Raw genomic sequence first — 20,009 nt, forward strand, 5'->3', positions numbered from 1 at the left:
TTGGTAAAACAAAAAGCCCCGGTCGTCATTGGCCGGGGCTTTTTGCTTATCTGGAGTCGTGGATGTTTGTACTGCCGTCTTCGCGAGCAAGCTCGCTCCCACAGGGGCTGTGTGAACAACACAAAGCTACTGTGGGAGCGGGCTTGCTCGCGAAGGCGTCATTCCTGACGCTGCCAGGCTCAGGGATACTTGCGCTTATCCGGCGCCGGCGGGAAGTACTGGTATAACCAGGTCTCGCTCAAGGTGCGGTCCTTGGTGCGAATGAACAGACGCATCTGCACCGGTTCCACACTGTCGTCGGTCGGGTACCAGTCGAAGGTGATGCGGTAGCCCTTGATTGCATCTATCACCAGCACGTTGAAGTCCTTCACTTCACCATGGGAGCAGGTCACCACCGGTTCGATGCCGGTGCCTGGCGGCAGTTGGTCGAGGCCGCCGCCGCTGAAGTCCACGGCAAAGCGACGGGCCCAGACGGTCGGGTAATGCTCGCCCGGAGCCCAGCCTTCGATGAAGCCGCCCATGCCTGAGCGGGTCGCGTCGACGCGGGCCAGGTCCGTGCTCACCGGCGGCAGCGCGCTCCAGTAGAGTTTGTAGCCATAGTTCAGAGAGTCACCGGCGGCCACCGGTTTTTTCGGTGTCCAGAACGCAACAATGTTGTCCAGGGTTTCGCCAGTGGTAGGAATCTCCAGCAAGTCGACCGAGCCTTCGCCCCAGGCCGTCGTCGGCTCGACCCACAGGCTTGGGCGCTTGCTGTACCAGTCCACGGTGTCCTGGTAGCTGGCAAAGTCGTGGTCGGTCTGCACCAGGCCGAAGCCTTTGGGGTCCTTGTCGGCGAAGGCGTTGAATTGCAGGGTGGCAGGGTTGTTCAGCGGACGGCACACCCACTCGCCGTTGCCGCGCCACATGGCCAGCCGGTCGGAGTCGTGGATTTGCGGGTGAATGGTGTCGCACATGCGCCGTTCGACGGTGCCACAGCTGAACATGCTGGTCATCGGCGCGATCCCCAGTTGCTCGATGGCGGTTCGGGCATTGATGTGCGCGTCGATCTCCATCACCACCCGGGTCGGTTGGCAATCGATATCAAACCGATAGGCACCGGTGGCGCTGGGTGAGTCGAGCAGGGCGTAGACCACGAACCGGGTGCTGTTCTTTTCCGGGGTTTCGAACCAGAACTTGGTGAAGTCCGGGAACTCCTCACGCTTCTTCGCATAGGTGTCGATGGCCAGGCCGCGGGCCGACAGCCCGTACTGGCCGCTGGCGTCCACGGCGCGGAAGTAGCTGGCCCCCAGAAACGAAACGATGTCGTGCCGGTCCAGCTCCGGTGCCTTGAAGACGCGAAAGCCGGCGAAGCCCAGGTCACCCTTCAGTTGCGCGGTGTTGACCGTGGTTTTCTCATAGTTGAACAGTTCCGGGCGAAAGTGCACCTCACGGGCCATACGCGTCTTCGGATCGACGCTGTACATGCGCACCGGCTGCTTGAAGCCCATGCCGACGTGGAAGAACTGCGCGTCCAGTTGCCGCCCGTCCAAGTCATTCCACAGGGAGTGGTTGGCGTCGTACTGGATGGCGTTGAACTGCAGCGGCGACATCAGGGCCAGGGTTTCTGGCAGCACCTGCTTGGTGTCGACGTAGCGGCTCTTGGCCAGCTGTCGGGCCTGATCCTTCAATCCGTTGAAATCGAAGGGACGGGCTTGGCCGTCGGCAGTCTGATCGCCGGCCCAGGCGCGTGCGGCCATGAGCCCGGAGGCCGACAGCCCGGTGTAGGCGGCGAAGGCCATGGAGGCCTTGAGCAGATTCCTGCGGTGCATAAATACAACCTTTCTCGAAACAATCCCGAGCCGATCCTGGCAACAGAGACTGATAAGGGAGTTCGGACATGCCTTTGGCCAAACGCGACGAACGTTAGAACAGATGCCTGAGAGCTGGATCGGTTCACCGAGGCGAAAAATCATAGGGGAAATGCGGGCTTCGAGAGAAAAGAAAGCGTGGCTTGGTCAAACTTTCTTACAGTTATTTCTTTTTTTATGTCGATTTCGACTTTTTTTGACTAATTACTCTAATTCCCCCTTTCCACGCTTTGAATCCTCCCTATTCTTTAGCGTGAAGACGATCTAACCCGGATCCAGACGGTGCTATCAGGTCAAACCTCGACGTAAAGAAGGACAGTTCATGACAAAAATACAGGGCATTGCCGAAATGCTGGGGATCTTTCCAGGCCTGACCAACCCGCGCAAAACACGCCGGCTCAGCCTGGAAGAGTTAAGGCTGGTGGAGCGCTATCGGGAGTTGTCGGAAAACGACCGCATCGCCATGCGCTATCTGGTGGATGCGATGCGCAGTGTTTCGCGGTTTTGACCAGAGACCCTGCAGTCTTTAAATGGCCTCTCAGTTTTCCTACCAGCGAGTGGGAGTTTTCAAACGAGGCCAAGCACATCGGCCTACCGTCAGCGGCGGTTGCAGGCCTGGGCGCGAAGTATTACTTTTCTATGCAAAGTAATACTTCGAGGAGAATACAATGCCGACGACGATGACCAGTAAAGGACAAGTCACCATTCCCAAACCCATCCGCGACGCGCTGCACTTGATTCCTGGCTGTGCGGTAGAGTTCAGCATCAATGCACAGGGCGAGGTAGTGCTGCATGCAGGTAAATCTGGAACAGCCGAGGCTGCCATTAGTGATCGTTTTGAAGCTGTCCGTGGCAGGGCGGATATCAAATGGCGCACAGACGATCTTATGGCCCTGTTGCGTGGTGAAGACTGATGATATTGGTCGATACCAACGTGTTGATCGATGTGCTGGAGGATGATCCGGTTTGGGCTGATTGGTCCATCGAGCAGATGCGTGCCCAATCCAAAATTCACAATTTGGTAATCAATCCAGTTATTTATGCTGAACTGTCCCAGACATTTTCTACCTTCGAAGCGTTGGATGAGGTTGTCGAAGAGATGGGGCTGCTAATGCAGGAGGTACCTCGTCCGGCGTTGTTTTTGGCAGGGAAGGCTTTTGTGCGTTATCGAAAGGTAGGCGGTGGCAAAAATAATGTGCTTGCCGATTTTTTCATCGGTGCCCATGCGGCTGTCAAGCGTCTTCCTTTGCTTACACGTGACCCGAAGCGCTACCGAAATTATTTTCCTTCGGTGCAGTTGGTGGTGCCATCGTGAGGTGCGCTTCACCACGACCAATATCGTCCCCTTGGTCGTGGTGTAATCGCAATTGGCATTGGCTCAATGCTTGAACATCACATGCCGCACCACCGTGTAATCCTCCAGCCCATACATGGACATGTCCTTGCCGTAGCCGGAACGTTTCTGACCGCCATGGGGCATTTCGCTGACGAGCATGAAGTGGGTGTTCACCCAGGTGCAGCCGTATTGCAGGCGTGCCGATAGGCGATGGGCGCGGCCGATGTCGGCGGTCCACACCGATGAGGCCAGGCCGTAGTCCGAATCGTTGGCCCAGGCCAGCACTTGTGCTTCGTCGACGAAGGGCGTGACGGACACCACCGGGCCGAAGACTTCCCGACGGACGATTTCGTCGTCCTGCTGGGCGTCGGCCAATACTGTCGGTTCGAAGAAGAACCCGTTGCCCTCCACCGCCTTGCCACCGGTGATCAGGCGGATATGCGGCTGGGCGATGGCCCGTTCGACGAATCCGGCCACGCGGTCGCGGTGCTGGGCGGTGATCAGCGGGCCCATCTCGGTGTCTGGCGCCGTTTGCAGGCCATACATGATGCTGCTCACCGCAGCGCCGAGCTTCTCGACAAACTGCTCGTAGATGCCTTGCTGGGCATAGATGCGGCAGGCGGCGGTGCAGTCCTGGCCGGCGTTGTAGAAACCGAAGGTGCGGATGCCTTCCACGGCCGCGTCAATGTCGGCGTCGTCGAAAATGATCACCGGGGCCTTGCCGCCCAGTTCCATGTGCATGCGCTTGACGCTGTCGGCGGTGCTGGAAATGATGTTCGAACCGGTGGCGATGGAGCCGGTCAGCGACACCATGCGCACTTTCGGGTGAGTGACCAGCGGGTTGCCGACTGTTTGCCCACGACCAAAGATCACGTTGAGCACGCCGGCCGGGAAAATCTCCGACGCCAGCTCTGCCAGGCGCAACGCGGTCAGTGGGGTCTGCTCTGACGGCTTGAGCACCACGGTATTACCGGCGGCCAGGGCCGGGGCGATTTTCCAGGCGACCATCATCAGCGGGTAGTTCCACGGCGCGATGGAGGCGATGACGCCCACCGGGTCGCGGCGGATCATCGAGGTGTGTCCCGGCAGGTATTCGCCGCCCGCCGAACCACTCATGCAGCGGCTGGCGCCGGCAAAGAAGCGGAACACGTCGGCAATCGCCGGGATCTCGTCATTCAGCGCGGCGCTCAAGGGCTTGCCGCAGTTGTCCGACTCCAGTTTTGCCAGTTCTTCGCCGTGGGCTTCGATGGCGTCGGCCAGCTTGAGCAGCAACAGGGAACGGTCCTTGGGCGGTACTTGCGACCAGGACTCGAAGGCCGCGTCGGCGGCGCGCACGGCGGCATCGACCTGGGCCTCGCTGGCTTCATTGATCTCCACCAGCACCCGGCCCAGCGCCGGGTTGAACACAGCCTGGCCAGGGCCTTCGCCGTTCACCAGGTGGCCGTTGATCAGCAGTTTGGTTTGCATAGCATTGTCCTCATCGAAACAGTTCTGTGTCTGCTGGAACCGATCCCACAAAAAACTCTGTGGGAAAAGGGCTTACTTCCCGCCGCTCCCGGCCACGCTCTCACCACCGCGGGTCAGGTAATACGCGCCCAATATCGGCAACATCGTGACCATCATCACCAGCATTGCCACCACGTTGGTCACCGGCACATCGCGCGGGCGGCTGAGTTGGTTGAGCAGCCACAGCGGCAAGGTGCGTTCGTGGCCGGCGGTAAAGGTGGTGACGATGATTTCGTCGAACGACAGCGCGAAGGCCAGCATCCCGCCGGCCAGCAGTGCCGACCCCAGGTTAGGCAAGATGATGTAGCGAAAGGTCTGCCAGCCGTCGGCGCCCAGGTCCATCGACGCCTCGATCAGGCTGTGGGAGGTGCGGCGCAGGCGGGCGATGACGTTGTTGTAGACGATCACCACGCAAAAGGTGGCATGGCCGACGACGATGGTGAACATGCCCGGCTCGATACCCAGGGTCTTGAAGGTCGCCAGCAGCGCAATGCCGGTGATGATGCCCGGCAAGGCAATCGGCAGGATCAGCATCAGCGAAATGCCCTGTTTGCCGAAGAAATCGCGCCGGTACAGCGCCGCCGAGGCCAGGGTGCCGAGCACCATGGCGATCAGCGTGGCGATGGCCGCGACCTGCAACGACAGCTTGATCGCCTCCAGCACATCCGGGCGCGAGAAAGCGATGCTGAACCACTTCAGGGTCAGGCCCTTGGGCGGAAAGCTGAACGCTGCGTCCTCGGTATTGAAGGCGTAGAGGAAGATGATCAGGATCGGGAAATGCAGGAACACCAGCCCGCCCCACGCCGCGATCCGCAAGCCCCACGAGGCCCGGTCTTGAGAGTCAGAGTGCATCGAATGCTCCCAGTCGCTTGACGATGGATAAGTAGAGGGCGATCAGCACGATGGGCACCAGGGTGAACGCCGCGGCCATGGGCATGTTGCCGATGGCGCCTTGCTGGGCGTAGACCATGCTGCCGACGAAGTAGCCCGGCGGGCCCACCAGTTGCGGCACGATGAAATCCCCCAGGGTCAGTGAGAAAGTGAAGATCGAACCGGCGGCAATGCCCGGGATCGACAGCGGCAGGATCACCTGCATGAACGTCTGGTGTGGCCTGGCGCCCAGGTCGGCCGAGGCTTGCAGCAGCGACGGCGGCAGACGCTCCAGGGACGCCTGGATCGGCAGGATCATGAACGGCAGCCAGATGTAGACGAATACCAGAAAACGCCCCAGGTGAGAGGTGGACAAGGTACTGCCGCCTACGCCCGGGATCCCCAGCACGAACTGCAACACCGGCCCCAGGCCCAGGTGCTGGACGAACCACTGCGCCACGCCACCCTTGGCCAGCAGCAGCGTCCAGGCATAGGCCTTGACGATATAGCTGGCCCACATCGGCAGCATCACCGCGATGTAGAAGAACGCCTTGGTCTTGCCGCGAGTGTAGCGCGCCATGTAGTAGGCGATCGGGAACGCGACGATGGCGCTGGCGATGGACACCGCTATCGCCATGCTCAGGGTGCGCAAAATGATGTCGAAATTGGAGGGTTGGAACAGCGCCGCGAAATTCGTCAGGGTCAGGTCCGGCGTGACCGTCATGGTGAAGTCGTCGAAGGTATAGAAACCCTGCCACAGCAAGGTCAGCAGCGAGCCCAGGTAGATCGCGCCGAACCAGATCAGCGGCGGCACCAGCAACATCGACAGGTACAGGTTGGGCCGTCGGTACAGCAGGTTGGAAAACCGTCGCAACGGTGAGCCGGACGTGGGCTTTGGAGTGATGGCCAAGCTGCTCATCTCACACCTCGCCACTGACGGTGTCGTGCAGTGCGACCATCGCCTCCCGCGCCCAGCGTACGCTCAGGTGCTGGCCGGTCTGGTGCTGGGCCGTGTCGTCGAGCCACTGGGTGTTGGCCTGGCTGAGGTTCAGGGTCTGGCCGTTGGCAAGTTTCAACTCGTAGCGCGTGGCGCTGCCCTGGTACTGGATGTCGTGCAGCAGGCCGTGGACTTCGATCTCACCACTGGCCAACGGGCCCTCGGCGAAACGCACATGTTCCGGGCGGATCGAGAACGGTTGTGGATGACCGCTCAGTTCTCGGGCCAGCTCGCCACGAATCACGTTGGAGGTGCCGACGAATTCGGCGACGAAGGTGGTTGCCGGTTTCATGTACAAGTTGCGTGGGGTGTCGACTTGTTCGATACGGCCCTTGTTGAACACGGCCACGCGGTCGGACATCGACAGTGCTTCGGTCTGGTCGTGGGTGACGAAAATGAAGGTAATGCCTAGCTGGCGTTGCAGCTTTTTCAATTCGCCCTGCATCTGTTCGCGCAGCTTCAGGTCGAGGGCGCCCAGGGGTTCATCGAGCAGCAATACCCGTGGACGATTGACCAGCGCTCGGGCCAGGGCCACGCGTTGGCGCTGGCCGCCGGAGAGCTGCACCGGCTTGCGTTCGCCGTAGCCGCCCAGGGCGACCATCTCCAGCGCTTCGTCGGCGCGCTGGATGCGCTCGGACTTGGCGACACCTTTGACTTTCAGGCCGTAGGCCACGTTGTCGCGCACGTTCATATGGGGGAAGAGGGCGTAATCCTGGAACACTGTGTTGACGTCCCGCTGGTACGGCGCAAGCCCGGTGGCCTCTTCGCCGTGGATGCGGATCGAGCCGGCACTGGGTTGCTCGAACCCGGCGATCAGCCGCAGGCAGGTGGTCTTGCCCGAGCCGGACGGGCCCAGCATGGAAAAGAACTCGCCGTCCTGAATGTCGATGCAAACCCGGTCAACGGCCTTCACATCGCCGAACTGACGGGATACCTGGATGAATTGGACTGCAAGCGTCATGGTGCGGGGCTCCAAAAAGCGCGACTTCTATTGGATGGAGGGTGGGTGGGTGGGGCACCAAACTGTGGCGAGGGGATTTATCCCCGCTGGGGCGCGAAGCGCCCCCAAACTGAAGACTCTGACTATCAGGCAGATTGAGTCGCCTGTTTTGGGGCTGCTTCGCAGCCCAGCGGGGATAAATCCCCTCGCCACAAGAGCAGATTTTCATCTGCTGTGTTCATGCCGGCTGATTGGCCTTAACGCCCGCCCATGATCGCAATGTAGTCCTGGGTCCAGCGGCTGTACGGCACGAACTTGCCGCCCTCGGCCTGTGGGGTTTTCCAGAAGGCGATCTTGTCGAACTGATCGAAACCGTTGGTCTTGCAGCCCTCGGCGCCCAGCAGTTCGCTGGCCTTGCACGCCGCCGGTACCGCCGGCAACGAGCCGAACCACGCGGCGACGTCACCCTGGACTTTCGGTTGCAGCGACCAGTCCATCCACTTGTAGGCGCAGTTGGGGTGCTTGGCTTCGGCGTGCAACATCGTGGTGTCGGCCCAGCCGGTGGCGCCTTCTTTTGGAATGGTCGAGGCGATCGGTTGCTTCTCGTTCATCAACCCGTTGACCTGATACGGCCAGGCGCCGGAGGCCACCACGCCTTCGTTCTTGAAGTCGCTCATCTGCACGGTGGTGTCGTGCCAGTAGCGGTGGATCAGCGGTTGCTGGGCCCGCAGCAGTTCCAGCACGGCCTTGTACTGGGCTTCGTCGAGTTGGTAGGGGTCCTTGATGCCCAGCTCAGGCTTGGCGGTCTTGAGGTACAGCGCCGCGTCGGCGATGTAGATCGGGCCATCGTAGGCTTGCACGCGGCCTTTGTTCGGCTTGCCGTCGGGCAGGTTCTGGGCGCTGAACAGCACGCTCCAACTGGTAGGCGCCTGCTTGAACACCTCGGTGTTGTACATCAGCACGTTCGGGCCCCACTGGTATGGGGTGCCGTAGGTCTGCTGGTTGACCACGTACCACGGTGCATCCTTGAGACGCGGGTCGAGGCTTTTCCAGTTGGGGATCAGCGCGGTGTTGATCGGCTGTACGCGCTTGCCGGCAATCAGCCGTAGCGAGGCGTCGCCCGAGGCGGTGACCAGGTCGTAGCCACCCTTGGCCATCAGGCTGACCATTTCGTCGGACGTCGCGGCGGTTTTCACATTGACCTTGCAACCGGTTTCCTTCTCGAAACCCGTGACCCAATCGTAGGCCTTGTCGCTTTCGCCGCGTTCGATGTAACCCGGCCAGGCGACGATATCCAGTTGGCCCTCACCGGCGCCGACGGCCTTGAGCGGTTCGGCGGCCTGGAGGCTGACGCTGGTCAGCAGCGCCGTGGTGATTGCACTGAGCAATACGGTCTTGTGCGCGTACATGGAAATCCCTCTTGCTTTAATTATGGTCGGGGCAGTGTTCGAACAGGGTGAAGCGCCATGGATGGCCTGTTATTAGAGTAGTGCTGTTATCTACAGATGCTGGCCGTGGCGAGCCATGATGTGGCGCACCACGCTGTAGTCCTGTAGCGAATCGCTGGACAGGTCCTTCCCATAGCCCGAACGTTTCAGGCCGCCGTGGGGCATTTCGCTGACCAGCATGAAATGACTGTTGATCCAGGTGCAGCCGTATTGCAGCCGCGCCGCCACTTGCATGGCCTTGTCCAGGTTCTGGGTCCATACCGAGGACGCCAGGCCGTATTCGGAATCGTTGGCCCAGTCCACCGCCTGGCTGAGTTCGTCGAAGCGGGTCACGGTGACGACCGGGCCGAACACTTCGCGCTGGACGATTTCATCGCTTTGCTTGCAGCCGGCCAGCAGCGTGGGCTGGTAGTAGAAACCGGCGCCGGAATGCACCGCTGCGCCGGTAATGCGTTCGATGTGTGGCTGGCCGAGGGCGCGCTCGACGAAACTGGCGACCCGGTCGCGCTGGCGAGTGCTGATCAGCGGGCCGATCTCATTGTCGGCGTCGCGCTTGCCGGCAAAGCGCAGGCTGCTGACCGCCGCGCCGAGTTCGGCCACCAGGCGGTCGTGGATCCCGTCCTGGGCGTAGATCCGGCAGGCCGCGGTGCAATCCTGCCCCGCGTTGTAATAACCGTAGGTGCGCACGCCTTCGACCACGGCCTGGATGTCGGCGTCGTTGCACACGATTACGGGCGCCTTGCCACCCAGCTCCAGGTGCGTGCGCTTGAGGGTTTTGGCCGCAGCCTGGAGGATCTTCTGCCCCGTGACGATATCGCCGGTCAGCGAGACCATGCGCACTTTGGGATGGCTGACCAGATGGCTGCCCACACCTTCGCCGCCTCCGCAGAGGATGTTGATCACGCCCCGTGGCAGGAGCTGGGCCAGCGTCGGCGCCAAGGCCAGGATCGACAGCGGTGTGTGTTCCGACGGCTTGAACACCAGCGTATTGCCGGCGGCCAGGGCCGGGGCGATTTTCCAGGCGGCCATCATGATCGGGTAGTTCCACGGCGCAATGGACGCCACCACGCCGATCGGGTCGCGACGCACCATGCTGGTGTAGCCGGGCAGGTATTCGCCACTGAGCTGGCCGGTCTGGCAGCGCACCGCGCCGGCGAAGAAACGGAATACATCCACCGTGGCGCTGAGGTCATCCTGGCGCGCCAGGTGCAGCGGCTTGCCGCAGTTCAAGGATTCGAGGCGCGCCAGCTCATCGGCGTTCTTTTCGATGGCGCTGGCGATGTCCAGCAGCAGGTTCGAGCGTTGTTGTGGCGTGGTGCGCGACCAGCCGTCGAAGGCCTGATGGGCGGCGAGGATCGCGGCTTCGACCTGCTCGGCACTGGCCTCGGCGATGTGAGCCAGCACTTCGCCGCTGGCCGGGTTGAGGATCGGCTCGACAATGCCTTCGCCGGGAACCAGTTCCCCGTCGATTAGCAACGCGGTGCACAACGGGGCTTGCGTACCAGCCATGTTCGCCTTCTCTTTTAAGGGTGATGACTACTGCCAGTTAAAAAAAGAACCCACAGCAAGAGAGTGGTGCAGTCAGATTAGTGCTCGGATCCGAGGACAACAAATTCGAAATACTCAAGGCTGCGTTCGATTAAATAGATAGCCTGCGCCCGCCATGGGGCTGTTCCCGGGCGACGGCCAGGAACGGGTCGACCGACGCCGGGCGCGCCGTGCCCCGGCGCCAAGCCAGGCCGACGTCGAGGGTCTGGTTGAGGTCGGCAATCGGTCGCGCTTCGATGATGTCGCCTTCCAGCGACCATGGGCGGTACGTCATGTCCGGTTGGATCGACACCCCCAAACCTGCCGCCACCAGGCTGCGCACCGCTTCGGTCGAGGCAGTACGCAGGGTGATCCTCGGTTGCAGGCCGGCACCGCGCCACAAGCGTTGGGCGTTGCGGTCCATTTCATCGACGTTCAGCTGAATCAGCGGCTCGCGGGCCACGTCGGCCAGGCTGATGCTGTCGTGTTCCAGCAGCGGGTGCTGCGCCGGCAGCCACAAACGGTGTGGCGAATGCGTCAGGACTTCGGTCTGCAAGGCGTGACGGTCTTCCAGGTTGGACAGGATCAACACCCCGACGTCGATTTCGCCGCTGACCAGCAAATGCTCGATATACGGCCGCTCGTCCTCCATTACGCGGATGTCCACGTTGGGATAGGCGCGCTGGAAACGGGTCAGCAGGTCCGCCAGGTAATACCCTGCGACCAGGCTGGTGACGCCAATGGTGACTTGGCCGGCGATCTGGTCGGTGCTCTGTTGCAGGCTGCGCTTGGCGTTGTCGACGGTGGCCAGGATCAGGTGGGCCTGGCGCAGGAATTGATGCCCCTGGTGTGTCAGGGTCATGCCCTTGGCGTGGCGGTTGAACAGGCTGACGCCGATTTCCTGCTCCAGTTGCTGGATGGCCAGGGTCAAGGTGGACTGGGAAATGAATGCCGTTTGCGCAGCGGCAGAGATGGAGCCGGTTTCGGCCACGGCGATGAAATGGCGGATCTGACGCAGGGTCATCATGGTCGAATACCCGATGGGCGGTTTTATCGATGTGCTTGAGTGTATATCGTTTTTTTAGAAGGGCAGGTGAGCGCTTCGCTGAAAACGTCAGGCAACATCTGGAAGCAATCTCGCCCGAGGCGCCGGGGCACTTTCGATCTAGGCTGGTGGCCTCAAGTTGACCCAATAGGTGGAGGCAACAAATGAACACCCGTGGATTGCTCGATCAGCTTCTCAAGTCCGGCCAGCAAATGTTGCAGAACAAGGCTGGCTCCCAGGGCAAGTCGTCCGGCGGCCTGGGCGGGTTGCTCGGCGGCTCCGGCAACCTGGGCGGGATGCTTTCCGGCGCGGGCGGCGGAGCGCTGGCCGCCGGGGCCATGGGCCTGTTGCTGGGCAACAAGAAAGCCCGCAGCTTCGGCGGCAAGGCCCTGGCCTATGGTGGCCTCGCGGCCTTGGGCGTGATCGCCTACAAGGCCTACGGCAACTGGCAGGCCCAGCAGGGCGGCGCGCCGAAAACCGAACCGCAGACCCTCGACCGCGTGCCCCCGGCTCAGGTCGAGCAGCATAGCCAGGCGATCCTCAAGGCGCTGGTGGCGGCGGCCAAGGCCGACGGCCATGTGGACGAGCGCGAGCGGCAGTTGATCGAAGGTGAATTCACCAAGCTGGACAACGACCAGGAACTGCAACACTGGCTGCACGCCGAGCTCAACAAGCCCCTGGACCCCACCGACGTCGCCCGCGCCGCCAGCACCCCGGAAATGGCGGCGGAAATGTACATCGCCAGCGTGATGCTGGTGGACGAGGAAAACTTCATGGAGAAGTCCTACCTCGATGAACTGGCGCGCCAACTCAAGCTTGAGCCGGGGCTGAAGGCTGAACTGGAAAAGCAGGTGCGCCAGGCGACTGTATAGAACACTCCCAACCTATCCCTGTGGGAGCGAGCTTGCTCGCGATGGGGCCCAGTCAGTTATAGCTTCGTTGCCTGACGCCCCGCTATCGCGAGCAAGCTCGCTCCCACAGAGGCATTGCTCATCTTGAGAAAACTACAAGCCTCGCCTTCGTCAAAATCCCCTCATACCGCCATACAGGCCCGACGCCGCCCTCGGCTATACTCCCCAGCATTTTCAAGTGCCCCGAGGTTTGACTGTGAAGAATTGGACATTGCGCCAACGCATCCTGGCGAGTTTTGCAGTGATCATCGCCATCATGCTGTTGATGGTGGTTGTCTCCTATTCACGGTTGTTGAAGATCCAGGACAGTGAAGAAAACGTCCGGGTCGATGCGGTGCCAGGGGTGTATTACAGCTCCATGATTCGCGGTGGCTGGGTCGACAGCTACGTCTTGACCCAACAGATCGTCGGCCTTTCAGGTAACCGGGAAGTCACCGCCGAGGACAAGGCCCGTTACCAGGGCTTCGAGCGGCACCTGCGCGAAGAAATACAGAACTATCAAAAACTGATCCAGAACCCGGCCGACCAAGCCTCTTTCGACGAATTCGAGGCCAATCACCTGGCGTTCAACCAGGCCATGGCCAAGGTCCTGGACTTGTACCAGCGCAAGGATTACGAAGGTGCGCGGCAGGCCTTGGACAAAGAGCTGACGCCAGCATGGATCGGCGGCCGTGGGCATTTGGATCACATCATCGAGCGCAATCGCGAGCTGGCGGAAAACGCCACCCAGACCATTGGTGATGCGGTGACGGCAGCCAAGGTCGCCATGGGCCTGTCGTTACTGGTCGCGCTGATCGTCGCCGCACTCTGTGGCCTGTTGCTGATGCGGGCGATCATGGGGCCGATGAACCGCATCGTCGAAATCCTCGAGATCATGCGCAGCGGCGACCTGAGCGGGCGCTTGAACCTGGCGCGCAAAGACGAATTCGGCGCCGTGGAAACCGGCTTCAACGACATGATGGCCGAGCTGACCTCACTGGTGTCCCAGGCCCAACGCTCTTCGGTGCAGGTCACCACTTCGGTGACCGAGATCGCCGCCACCTCGCGCCAGCAACAGGCCACGGCCACCGAAACTGCCGCCACCACCACCGAGATCGGCGCGACGTCCCGGGAAATCGCCGCCACCTCCCGAGACCTGGTGCGCACCATGACCGAAGTGTCCAGCGCCGCCGACCAGGCCTCGGTGGCCGCCGGCTCCGGCCAGCAAGGCCTGGCGCGCATGGAGGAAACCATGCATTCGGTGATGGGCGCCGCCGACCTGGTGAACGCCAAGCTGGCGATCCTCAACGAGAAGGCCGGCAACATCAACCAGGTGGTGGTGACCATCGTCAAAGTGGCCGACCAGACCAACCTGTTGTCCCTCAACGCGGCCATCGAGGCCGAAAAGGCTGGCGAGTACGGTCGCGGGTTTGCCGTGGTTGCCACTGAAGTACGACGCCTGGCTGACCAGACTGCCGTGGCGACCTATGACATCGAGCAGATGGTGCGCGAGATCCAGTCCGCGGTGTCGGCCGGGGTGATGGGCATGGACAAGTTCTCCGAAGAGGTGCGCCGGGGCATGGCCGAGGTGCAGCAGGTCGGTGAGCAACTGTCGCAGATCATTCATCAGGTCCAGGCCCTGGCGCCGCGGGTGTTGATGGTCAACGAAGGCATGCAGGCCCAGGCCACCGGTGCCGAGCAGATCAACCACGCCCTGGTGCAACTGGGCGATGCCAGCAGCCAGACGGTGGAGTCCCTGCGCCAGGCCAGTTCCGCCATCGACGAACTGAGCCAGGTAGCCGTAGGGCTGCGCAGCGGCGTCTCGCGTTTCAAAGTCTGATGGGCGAACTCGAGACCCGGCGTGGCACCGCGCCGACGGCCCGCCAGACGTTGTTCCTGGTGTTCTGCATCGGCCACGAACGCTACGCCCTGCAGGCCATCGATGTGGTGGAAGTGCTGCCGCGCCTGCCCCTCAAGCCGATCGCCCAGGCGCCGTCCTGGGTGGCGGGGGTGTTTGCCTGGCGTGGCACGGTAGTGCCGGTGATCGACCTGTGCGCCCTGACCTTTGGCCACAGCGCCAAGGCCCGGACCAGTACGCGACTGGTGCTGGTGCGCTATCAGGGCGACACGCAACAAACGGGACAGGTGCTGGGCCTGATCCTGGAACAGGCGACCGACACCGTGCGCTGTGACCCGGCCGATTTCAAACCCTATGGGCTGGACAACCGGCAGGCGCCGTACCTCGGCCCGGTGCGCGAAGATGCCAAGGGGTTACTGCAATGGGTGCGGGTCAATGACCTGCTCGATGAATCCGTTCGGGCGCTGCTGTTTCCTGCGCCGCCGCTGAACCTCGACGACCTCGAGACAACGCCATGAATAACGACCAGCGTTTTTTCGATTTCCTCAAGGAGCGCATCGGCCTGGATGTGACCTCCGTCGGCACCGCGATCATCGAGCGGGCCGTGCGCCAGCGCATCGGTGCCGTGCCCGGGCGAACCGCCGATGAATATTGGCAGGGCCTGCAGCATTCGTCCCCGGAGCAGCAGGCGCTGATCGAAGCGGTGATCGTTCCGGAGACCTGGTTCTTCCGCTACCCCGAATCCTTCGCGACCCTCGCCAGGCTGGCCGTCAAGCGCCTGGCCGAGATCAAGCACCTGCGCGCGCTGCGCATCCTCAGCTTGCCGTGTTCCACCGGCGAAGAACCTTATTCCATTGCCATGGCCTTGCTCGACGCAGGCCTGGGGCCACATCAGTTCAAGGTGGACGGCCTGGACGTCAGCCCGCTGTCGGTGGCGCGGGCCAAGGAGGCGCGCTACGGCAGGAATTCCTTCCGTGGCGCAGAGTTGGGTTTTCGCGAGCGGCACTTCGACGCCGAAGCCGAAGGCTACCGCCTCAGCGAGCGGGTGCGCGAGCAGGTGCGCTTGCAGGTGGGCAACCTGCTGGATCCGGCCTTGCTGGTAAACGAGGCTCCTTACGACTTTGTGTTCTGTCGCAACCTGTTGATCTATTTCGATCAGCCGACCCAGCAGCAGGTGTTCGAGGTGCTCAAGCGCCTGACCCATCAGGACGGTGTGCTGTTTATCGGTCCCGCCGAGGGCAGCTTGTTGGGGCGGCTGGGCATGCGCTCGATCGGGATCGCCCAATCGTTCGCCTTCAGCCGCCAGGGGGCTGCCGAGCCCCAACCGCTGCCGGCCTTGATGCCGACCCCGCTGCCGGTTCGTCAACCTGCGCCTCGCGTTGTCCCGCCGCTGATTCGGCCGCGGCCGTTTGCGGCGAACGTGACGCCGATTGTCGAGCCCAAAAGCAGCGACGCCACGACCTTGCTGGCCAATATCGCCGCCCTGGCCAACGGTGGCAAAAGCGCCGAGGCCCGCGTGGCTTGCGAAGCCTACTTGCGCAGCCACGCGCCAAACGCCCAGGTGTTCTATTGGTTGGGCCTGCTCAGCGACATGGCTGGCAGCGCGCTTGAGGCCCAGGGTTTTTATCGCAAGGCGCTTTATCTTGAACCGCAACACGCCGAGGCCCTGGTGCATCTGGCGGCGCTGCTGGCTTCCCAGGGAGACGCGGCCGGAGCCCGTCGATTGCAGGAACGCGCCGCCCGTAGCGGGCGCGCAGCAGACAGTGAGCACAAACGATGAGCGGTTCGGCTTCTTACACCGTTACCCATGACGATGCCCAGGCAATCGACGACTGCTGGAATCGCATCGGGGTGCATGGCGACAAATCCTGTCCGTTGTTGGTCGAGCATATCCACTGCCGCAATTGCTCGGTGTATTCGGCGGCCGCCACCCGGCTGCTCGATCGTTATGCCTTGCCCCAGGATCAGCGGGATCTGTCCCTGGCCCCCGCAGACACCGAGGTGGTCACGCGCTCGCTGCTGATGTTCCGCCTCGGCGAGGAATGGCTGGGCCTGACGACGCGCAGCCTGGTGGAAGTGGCGCCGTTGCAGCCGATCCATTCCTTGCCCCACCAGCGCTCACGGGCCTTGCTGGGCGTGGCGAATGTACGCGGGGCGCTGGTGGCCTGTCTGTCGCTGGTGGAGCTGTTGGACCTGGAGCCCGGCGTGGCGGCGGTTTCCGGCGCACGGGTCATGCCGCGCATGTTGATTGTCGCGGCCAAGGGCGGGCCGGTGGTGGTGCCGGTGGATGAAGTGGACGGCATCCATGCCATCGATGAGCGCATCCTGACGAGTGCTTCGCAATCGGCGGGCAAATATACCCGTGGCGTTCTGCCCTTTAAGGGCCGCAGCCTGCGCTGGCTGGATGAAGAACAGTTGCTGTCCGCCGTGGCTCGGAGCCTGTCATGACCCCAGATCAGATGCGCGACGCCTCGTTGCTGGAGCTGTTCAGCCTGGAAGCCGAAGCCCAGGTCCAGGTGCTGAGCGCCGGTTTGCTGGCCCTGGAGCGCGATCCGACCCAGGCCGATTATCTGGAATCGTGCATGCGCGCGGCGCATTCGCTCAAGGGCGCGGCGCGCATTGTCGGGGTGGACGCTGGCGTCAGCGTGGCTCACGTGATGGAAGATTGCCTGGTCAGCGCCCAGGCGCGGCGCCTGGTGTTGGGCGCCGAGCACATCGATGCCTTGCTGCAAGGCACAGACCTGCTGACGCGCATCGCCACCCCCGGCAATAGCGTCGGTGCCCCGGACATCGACGCCTATGTGGCGTTGATGGGGCGGCTGCTTGATCCCAACGCGCCACAGGCTCCGGCAGCGGCGTTGCCGAGCATCGAGACGCCGATCGAGCCGCTACGCGTCGAGCTGCCGCAAGTGCAACCGGCCGCGGCAGCGGAGCCGGCCCCCAAGCGCAAACGGGTCACCGAAGGCGGCGAGCGGGTCTTGCGGGTCACGGCCGAACGCCTCAACAGCTTGCTTGATCTGTCGAGCAAGTCCCTGGTGGAGACCCAGCGCCTCAAGCCCTGGCTGGCGACGCTACAACGGCTCAAGCGCCAGCAAAGCACCGGCCTGCGCGCCCTTGAAGAACTGAATGTGCACCTCAAGGACCACGCCCTGAGCCTGCAAGCCCAGGAAGCCCTTGGCGATGCTCGGCGCTTGCTCGCCGAAACCCAGCAATTGCTGGCGCAGAAAACCGCCGAGCTGGATGAATTCGCCTGGCAGGCCAGTCAGCGGGCGCAGGTGCTGTACGACACGGCGCTGGCCTGCCGCATGCGGCCGTTCGCCGATGTGCTTTCGGGCCAGGCGCGAATGGTCCGTGACCTGGGTCGCAGCCTGGGCAAACAGGTGCGCCTGGAGATTGAAGGCGAGAAAACCCAGGTCGACCGCGATGTGCTGGAACAGCTCGAAGCGCCGTTGACCCATTTGCTGCGCAACGCCGTGGACCATGGCATCGAGCCCCCGGAGCAACGAGTACTGGCCGGCAAGCCCGCCGAAGGCCTGATCCGCCTGCGGGCTTCCCATCAGGCCGGTCTGCTGGTGTTGGAGCTGGCGGACGACGGCGCCGGGGTGGACCTGGAACGGGTGCGCCGCAGCATCGTCGAGCGCGGCCTTTCCCCTGAGCAAACCGCCGCCAGCCTGAGCGAAGAGGAGCTGCTGACCTTCCTGTTCCTGCCCGGTTTCAGCCTGCGCGACAAGGTCACCGAAGTGTCCGGACGCGGCGTCGGCCTGGACGCGGTCCAGCACATGGTCCGGCAACTGCGCGGCGCGGTGGTGCTGGAGCAGACGGCGGGCCAGGGCAGTCGTTTCCATCTTGAGGTGCCGCTGACGCTGTCGGTGGTGCGCAGCCTGGTGGTGGAAGTCGGCGATGAAGCCTACGCCTTTCCCCTGGCCCACATTGAACGCATGTGCGACCTGGCGCCGGAGGACATCGTCCAGGTCGAAGGCCGCCAGCATTTCTGGCACGAAGGCCGGCATATCGGGTTGGTGGCCGCCAGCCAATTGCTCAATCGCCCGGCGCCGCAAAACAGTAGCCAGACCCTCAAGGTCGTGGTGATCCGCGAGCGCGAGACGATCTACGGCGTGGCGGTGGAGCGCTTCATTGGCGAGCGGACCCTGGTGGTGCTGCCCCTGGACGAACGCCTGGGCAAGGTCCAGGACATTTCTGCCGGGGCCTTGCTCGACGATGGCTCAGTGGTGTTGATTGTCGATGTCGAAGACCTGCTGCGTTCGGTGGACAAGTTGCTCGATACCGGACGCTTGGAGCGTATCGCCCGGCAGAACCAGGCCCAGGCCCCGCGCAAGCGGATCCTGGTGGTGGACGATTCCCTGACCGTGCGCGAGCTGCAACGCAAGTTGTTGCTCAATCGCGGCTACGACGTGGCAGTAGCCGTGGACGGGATGGACGGCTGGAACGCCCTGCGCTCGGAGGATTTCGACCTGCTGATCACCGACATCGACATGCCGCGCATGGACGGCATCGAGTTGGTGTCGCTGTTGCGGCGCGACAACCGCTTGCAATCGCTGCCGGTGATGGTGGTGTCCTACAAGGACCGCGAAGAGGATCGCCGCCGTGGCCTGGACGCCGGCGCCGACTATTATCTGGCCAAGGCGAGTTTCCACGACGACGCCTTGCTCGATGCCGTGGTCGAATTGATCGGAGGGGCGCGCGCTTGAAGATCGCCATCGTCAATGACATGCCCCTGGCAGTCGAAGCGCTGCGCCGTGCCCTGGCGTTCGAGCCGGCGCATCAACTGGTCTGGGTGGCCGCCAACGGGGCCGAGGCGGTGCAGCGTTGTGCCGAATACACCCCCGACCTGATCCTCATGGACTTGCTCATGCCGGTCATGGACGGCGTGGAGGCCACTCGGCGGATCATGGCCGGCAGCCCCTGCGCTATCGTGATCGTTACCGGTGATAGCCAGCAGAACGTCCACCGGGTGTTCGAGGCCATGGGCCATGGCGCGCTGGATGTGGTCGATACCCCGGCCTTGGGCGTCGGTAACCCGGCAGATGCGGCGGCGCCGCTGCTGCGCAAGATCACCAACATCGGCTGGCTGATTGGTGAGCGCAACAAGCGTGAACGACCGGCACCGGCGGCGCAGCGTGCGGCGGTGTCGCCCAAGAGCCTGGTGGCCATCGGGTCGTCGGCGGGCGGGCCGGCGGCGCTGGAGGTGCTGCTCAAGGCGCTGCCGCGCAACTTTACCCCGGCCATCGTGCTGGTCCAACATGTGGACGAGGTGTTCGCCGCCGGCATGGCCCAGTGGCTGGGCAGTGTCTCGGGCCACACGGTGCGCCTGGCCCGGGCCGGCGAGACGCCGCAAAGTGGCACGGTGTTGCTGGCCGGGACCAACCATCATCTGCGTTTGTTGAAAGACGGCACCCTGGCCTACACCGCCGAGCCAGTGAACGAGATCTACCGGCCCTCCATCGACGTGTTTTTTGAAAGTGTCGCCCAGTACTGGAGCGGCGACGCGGTGGGCGTATTGCTCACCGGCATGGGCCGCGATGGTGCACAAGGGCTTAAACTCATGCGCCAACAGGGCTATGTGACCATTGCTCAGGACCAGCGCAGCAGTGCGGTGTACGGGATGCCCAAAGCGGCGGCCGCCATCGACGCCGCCGCCCATATTCTCGCCCTGGACGCTATCGCGCCACGGCTGTTGGAGCTTTTTACCCCATGAACAACCCCGCCAGCGTTACCCCAGGCCGT

Annotated in this window: 18 protein-coding genes; 10 read left to right on the forward strand and 8 right to left on the reverse strand. The window is 62.8% G+C overall.

Annotated elements, in window-relative coordinates:
* Positions 1 to 179: 179 nt before the first annotated feature.
* Entirely contained in the window at positions 180 to 1,808 is a 1,629-nt protein-coding gene (locus GFU70_RS05215) for a glucan biosynthesis protein D (protein WP_116643105.1), read from the reverse strand.
* Positions 1,809 to 2,169: 361 nt separating this feature from the next.
* On the opposite strand from GFU70_RS05215, the gene GFU70_RS05220 reads away from it, so the two are divergent.
* From GFU70_RS05220 to GFU70_RS05230, 3 genes are all read left to right on the forward strand, one after another.
* Positions 2,170 to 2,355: a hypothetical protein gene (locus GFU70_RS05220; protein ID WP_058545463.1), complete on the forward strand. Its 186-nt coding sequence runs from the start codon at positions 2,170 to 2,172 to the stop codon at positions 2,353 to 2,355.
* Between the two features lie 160 nt (positions 2,356 to 2,515).
* Positions 2,516 to 2,761, forward strand: coding sequence for an AbrB/MazE/SpoVT family DNA-binding domain-containing protein (locus GFU70_RS05225; RefSeq protein WP_058545464.1), 246 nt, complete (start codon positions 2,516 to 2,518; stop codon positions 2,759 to 2,761).
* Positions 2,761 to 3,162: a type II toxin-antitoxin system VapC family toxin gene (locus GFU70_RS05230; protein WP_058545465.1), complete on the forward strand. Its 402-nt coding sequence runs from the start codon at positions 2,761 to 2,763 to the stop codon at positions 3,160 to 3,162. The genes GFU70_RS05225 and GFU70_RS05230 overlap by 1 nt, the downstream gene beginning before the upstream one ends.
* A 63-nt stretch (positions 3,163 to 3,225) precedes the next feature.
* On the opposite strand, the gene GFU70_RS05235 is transcribed toward GFU70_RS05230, so the two are convergent.
* The 7 genes from GFU70_RS05235 to GFU70_RS05265 all read right to left on the reverse strand — a co-directional run bounded on the left by GFU70_RS05235 (position 3,226) and on the right by GFU70_RS05265 (position 11,498).
* The gene (locus GFU70_RS05235) at positions 3,226 to 4,650 is read right to left on the reverse strand and encodes a gamma-aminobutyraldehyde dehydrogenase (protein ID WP_058545466.1); all 1,425 of its coding nucleotides are present in this window, start codon (positions 4,648 to 4,650) and stop codon (positions 3,226 to 3,228) included.
* 72 nt (positions 4,651 to 4,722) lie between these two features.
* Positions 4,723 to 5,541: an ABC transporter permease gene (locus GFU70_RS05240; protein ID WP_058545467.1), complete on the reverse strand. Its 819-nt coding sequence runs from the start codon at positions 5,539 to 5,541 to the stop codon at positions 4,723 to 4,725.
* Positions 5,531 to 6,478 (reverse strand): ABC transporter permease, encoded by a 948-nt coding sequence (locus tag GFU70_RS05245; protein ID WP_058545468.1) that lies wholly within the window; start codon positions 6,476 to 6,478, stop codon positions 5,531 to 5,533. The genes GFU70_RS05240 and GFU70_RS05245 overlap by 11 nt, the downstream gene beginning before the upstream one ends.
* Position 6,479: 1 nt before the next feature.
* On the reverse strand, positions 6,480 to 7,517 hold the full coding sequence (locus GFU70_RS05250; RefSeq protein WP_058545469.1) for an ABC transporter ATP-binding protein: 1,038 nt from the start codon (positions 7,515 to 7,517) through the stop codon (positions 6,480 to 6,482).
* 236 nt (positions 7,518 to 7,753) lie between these two features.
* Positions 7,754 to 8,905: a putative ABC transporter substrate-binding protein YdcS gene (gene ydcS / locus GFU70_RS05255; protein ID WP_116643103.1), complete on the reverse strand. Its 1,152-nt coding sequence runs from the start codon at positions 8,903 to 8,905 to the stop codon at positions 7,754 to 7,756.
* A gap of 90 nt (positions 8,906 to 8,995) precedes the next feature.
* Positions 8,996 to 10,453, reverse strand: a complete 1,458-nt coding sequence (locus GFU70_RS05260; RefSeq protein WP_058542947.1) for a gamma-aminobutyraldehyde dehydrogenase — start codon at positions 10,451 to 10,453, stop codon at positions 8,996 to 8,998.
* Between the two features lie 130 nt (positions 10,454 to 10,583).
* On the reverse strand, positions 10,584 to 11,498 hold the full coding sequence (locus tag GFU70_RS05265; protein WP_058542948.1) for a LysR family transcriptional regulator: 915 nt from the start codon (positions 11,496 to 11,498) through the stop codon (positions 10,584 to 10,586).
* Positions 11,499 to 11,680: 182 nt separating this feature from the next.
* Between GFU70_RS05265 and GFU70_RS05270 the strand changes: the two genes are divergently transcribed.
* The 7 genes from GFU70_RS05270 (at position 11,681) to GFU70_RS05300 (ending at position 19,980) form a co-directional block, all read left to right on the forward strand.
* Positions 11,681 to 12,388, forward strand: coding sequence for a tellurite resistance TerB family protein (locus GFU70_RS05270; RefSeq protein WP_153387704.1), 708 nt, complete (start codon positions 11,681 to 11,683; stop codon positions 12,386 to 12,388).
* Positions 12,389 to 12,683: 295 nt separating this feature from the next.
* Positions 12,684 to 14,246: a methyl-accepting chemotaxis protein gene (locus tag GFU70_RS05275; protein ID WP_254704440.1), complete on the forward strand. Its 1,563-nt coding sequence runs from the start codon at positions 12,684 to 12,686 to the stop codon at positions 14,244 to 14,246.
* Positions 14,246 to 14,782: a chemotaxis protein CheW gene (locus GFU70_RS05280; protein ID WP_116643102.1), complete on the forward strand. Its 537-nt coding sequence runs from the start codon at positions 14,246 to 14,248 to the stop codon at positions 14,780 to 14,782. The genes GFU70_RS05275 and GFU70_RS05280 overlap by 1 nt, the downstream gene beginning before the upstream one ends.
* Positions 14,779 to 16,044 carry a CheR family methyltransferase gene (locus GFU70_RS05285; RefSeq protein ID WP_116643101.1) on the forward strand — a complete coding sequence of 422 codons (1,266 nt, stop codon included), beginning with the start codon at positions 14,779 to 14,781 and terminating at the stop codon, positions 16,042 to 16,044. Before GFU70_RS05280 ends, GFU70_RS05285 begins: the two co-directional genes overlap by 4 nt.
* Positions 16,041 to 16,712 carry a chemotaxis protein CheW gene (locus tag GFU70_RS05290; RefSeq protein WP_116643100.1) on the forward strand — a complete coding sequence of 224 codons (672 nt, stop codon included), beginning with the start codon at positions 16,041 to 16,043 and terminating at the stop codon, positions 16,710 to 16,712. The genes GFU70_RS05285 and GFU70_RS05290 overlap by 4 nt, the downstream gene beginning before the upstream one ends.
* On the forward strand, positions 16,709 to 18,973 hold the full coding sequence (locus GFU70_RS05295) for a hybrid sensor histidine kinase/response regulator (protein ID WP_153387705.1): 2,265 nt from the start codon (positions 16,709 to 16,711) through the stop codon (positions 18,971 to 18,973). Before GFU70_RS05290 ends, GFU70_RS05295 begins: the two co-directional genes overlap by 4 nt.
* Complete coding sequence (locus GFU70_RS05300; protein WP_058545987.1) at positions 18,970 to 19,980, forward strand: chemotaxis response regulator protein-glutamate methylesterase; 1,011 nt, start codon at positions 18,970 to 18,972, stop codon at positions 19,978 to 19,980. Before GFU70_RS05295 ends, GFU70_RS05300 begins: the two co-directional genes overlap by 4 nt.
* The last annotated feature ends 29 nt before the right edge of the window (positions 19,981 to 20,009 follow it).

Origin of the sequence: Pseudomonas brassicacearum (assembly GCF_009601685.2) — a bacterium.
In the GTDB taxonomy this organism is placed as follows: Bacteria; Pseudomonadota; Gammaproteobacteria; order Pseudomonadales; family Pseudomonadaceae; genus Aquipseudomonas; species Aquipseudomonas kilonensis_B.

Excerpts from the sequence above, each read along its gene's own strand:
- ydcS (WP_116643103.1), bottom strand. The coding sequence starts at position 8,905 with ATGTACGCGCACAAGACCGTATTGCTCAGTGCAATCACCACGGCGCTG.
- GFU70_RS05270 (WP_153387704.1), top strand. The coding sequence starts at position 11,681 with ATGAACACCCGTGGATTGCTCGATCAGCTTCTCAAGTCCGGCCAGCAA.
- GFU70_RS05260 (WP_058542947.1), bottom strand. The coding sequence starts at position 10,453 with ATGGCTGGTACGCAAGCCCCGTTGTGCACCGCGTTGCTAATCGACGGG.
- GFU70_RS05245 (WP_058545468.1), bottom strand. The coding sequence starts at position 6,478 with ATGAGCAGCTTGGCCATCACTCCAAAGCCCACGTCCGGCTCACCGTTG.
- GFU70_RS05265 (WP_058542948.1), bottom strand. The coding sequence starts at position 11,498 with ATGATGACCCTGCGTCAGATCCGCCATTTCATCGCCGTGGCCGAAACC.
- GFU70_RS05220 (WP_058545463.1), top strand. The coding sequence starts at position 2,170 with ATGACAAAAATACAGGGCATTGCCGAAATGCTGGGGATCTTTCCAGGC.
- GFU70_RS05230 (WP_058545465.1), top strand. The coding sequence starts at position 2,761 with ATGATATTGGTCGATACCAACGTGTTGATCGATGTGCTGGAGGATGAT.
- GFU70_RS05280 (WP_116643102.1), top strand. The coding sequence starts at position 14,246 with ATGGGCGAACTCGAGACCCGGCGTGGCACCGCGCCGACGGCCCGCCAG.
- GFU70_RS05295 (WP_153387705.1), top strand. The coding sequence starts at position 16,709 with ATGACCCCAGATCAGATGCGCGACGCCTCGTTGCTGGAGCTGTTCAGC.
- GFU70_RS05250 (WP_058545469.1), bottom strand. The coding sequence starts at position 7,517 with ATGACGCTTGCAGTCCAATTCATCCAGGTATCCCGTCAGTTCGGCGAT.
- GFU70_RS05285 (WP_116643101.1), top strand. The coding sequence starts at position 14,779 with ATGAATAACGACCAGCGTTTTTTCGATTTCCTCAAGGAGCGCATCGGC.
- GFU70_RS05240 (WP_058545467.1), bottom strand. The coding sequence starts at position 5,541 with ATGCACTCTGACTCTCAAGACCGGGCCTCGTGGGGCTTGCGGATCGCG.
- GFU70_RS05225 (WP_058545464.1), top strand. The coding sequence starts at position 2,516 with ATGCCGACGACGATGACCAGTAAAGGACAAGTCACCATTCCCAAACCC.
- GFU70_RS05235 (WP_058545466.1), bottom strand. The coding sequence starts at position 4,650 with ATGCAAACCAAACTGCTGATCAACGGCCACCTGGTGAACGGCGAAGGC.
- GFU70_RS05275 (WP_254704440.1), top strand. The coding sequence starts at position 12,684 with ATGCTGTTGATGGTGGTTGTCTCCTATTCACGGTTGTTGAAGATCCAG.
- GFU70_RS05290 (WP_116643100.1), top strand. The coding sequence starts at position 16,041 with ATGAGCGGTTCGGCTTCTTACACCGTTACCCATGACGATGCCCAGGCA.
- GFU70_RS05215 (WP_116643105.1), bottom strand. The coding sequence starts at position 1,808 with ATGCACCGCAGGAATCTGCTCAAGGCCTCCATGGCCTTCGCCGCCTAC.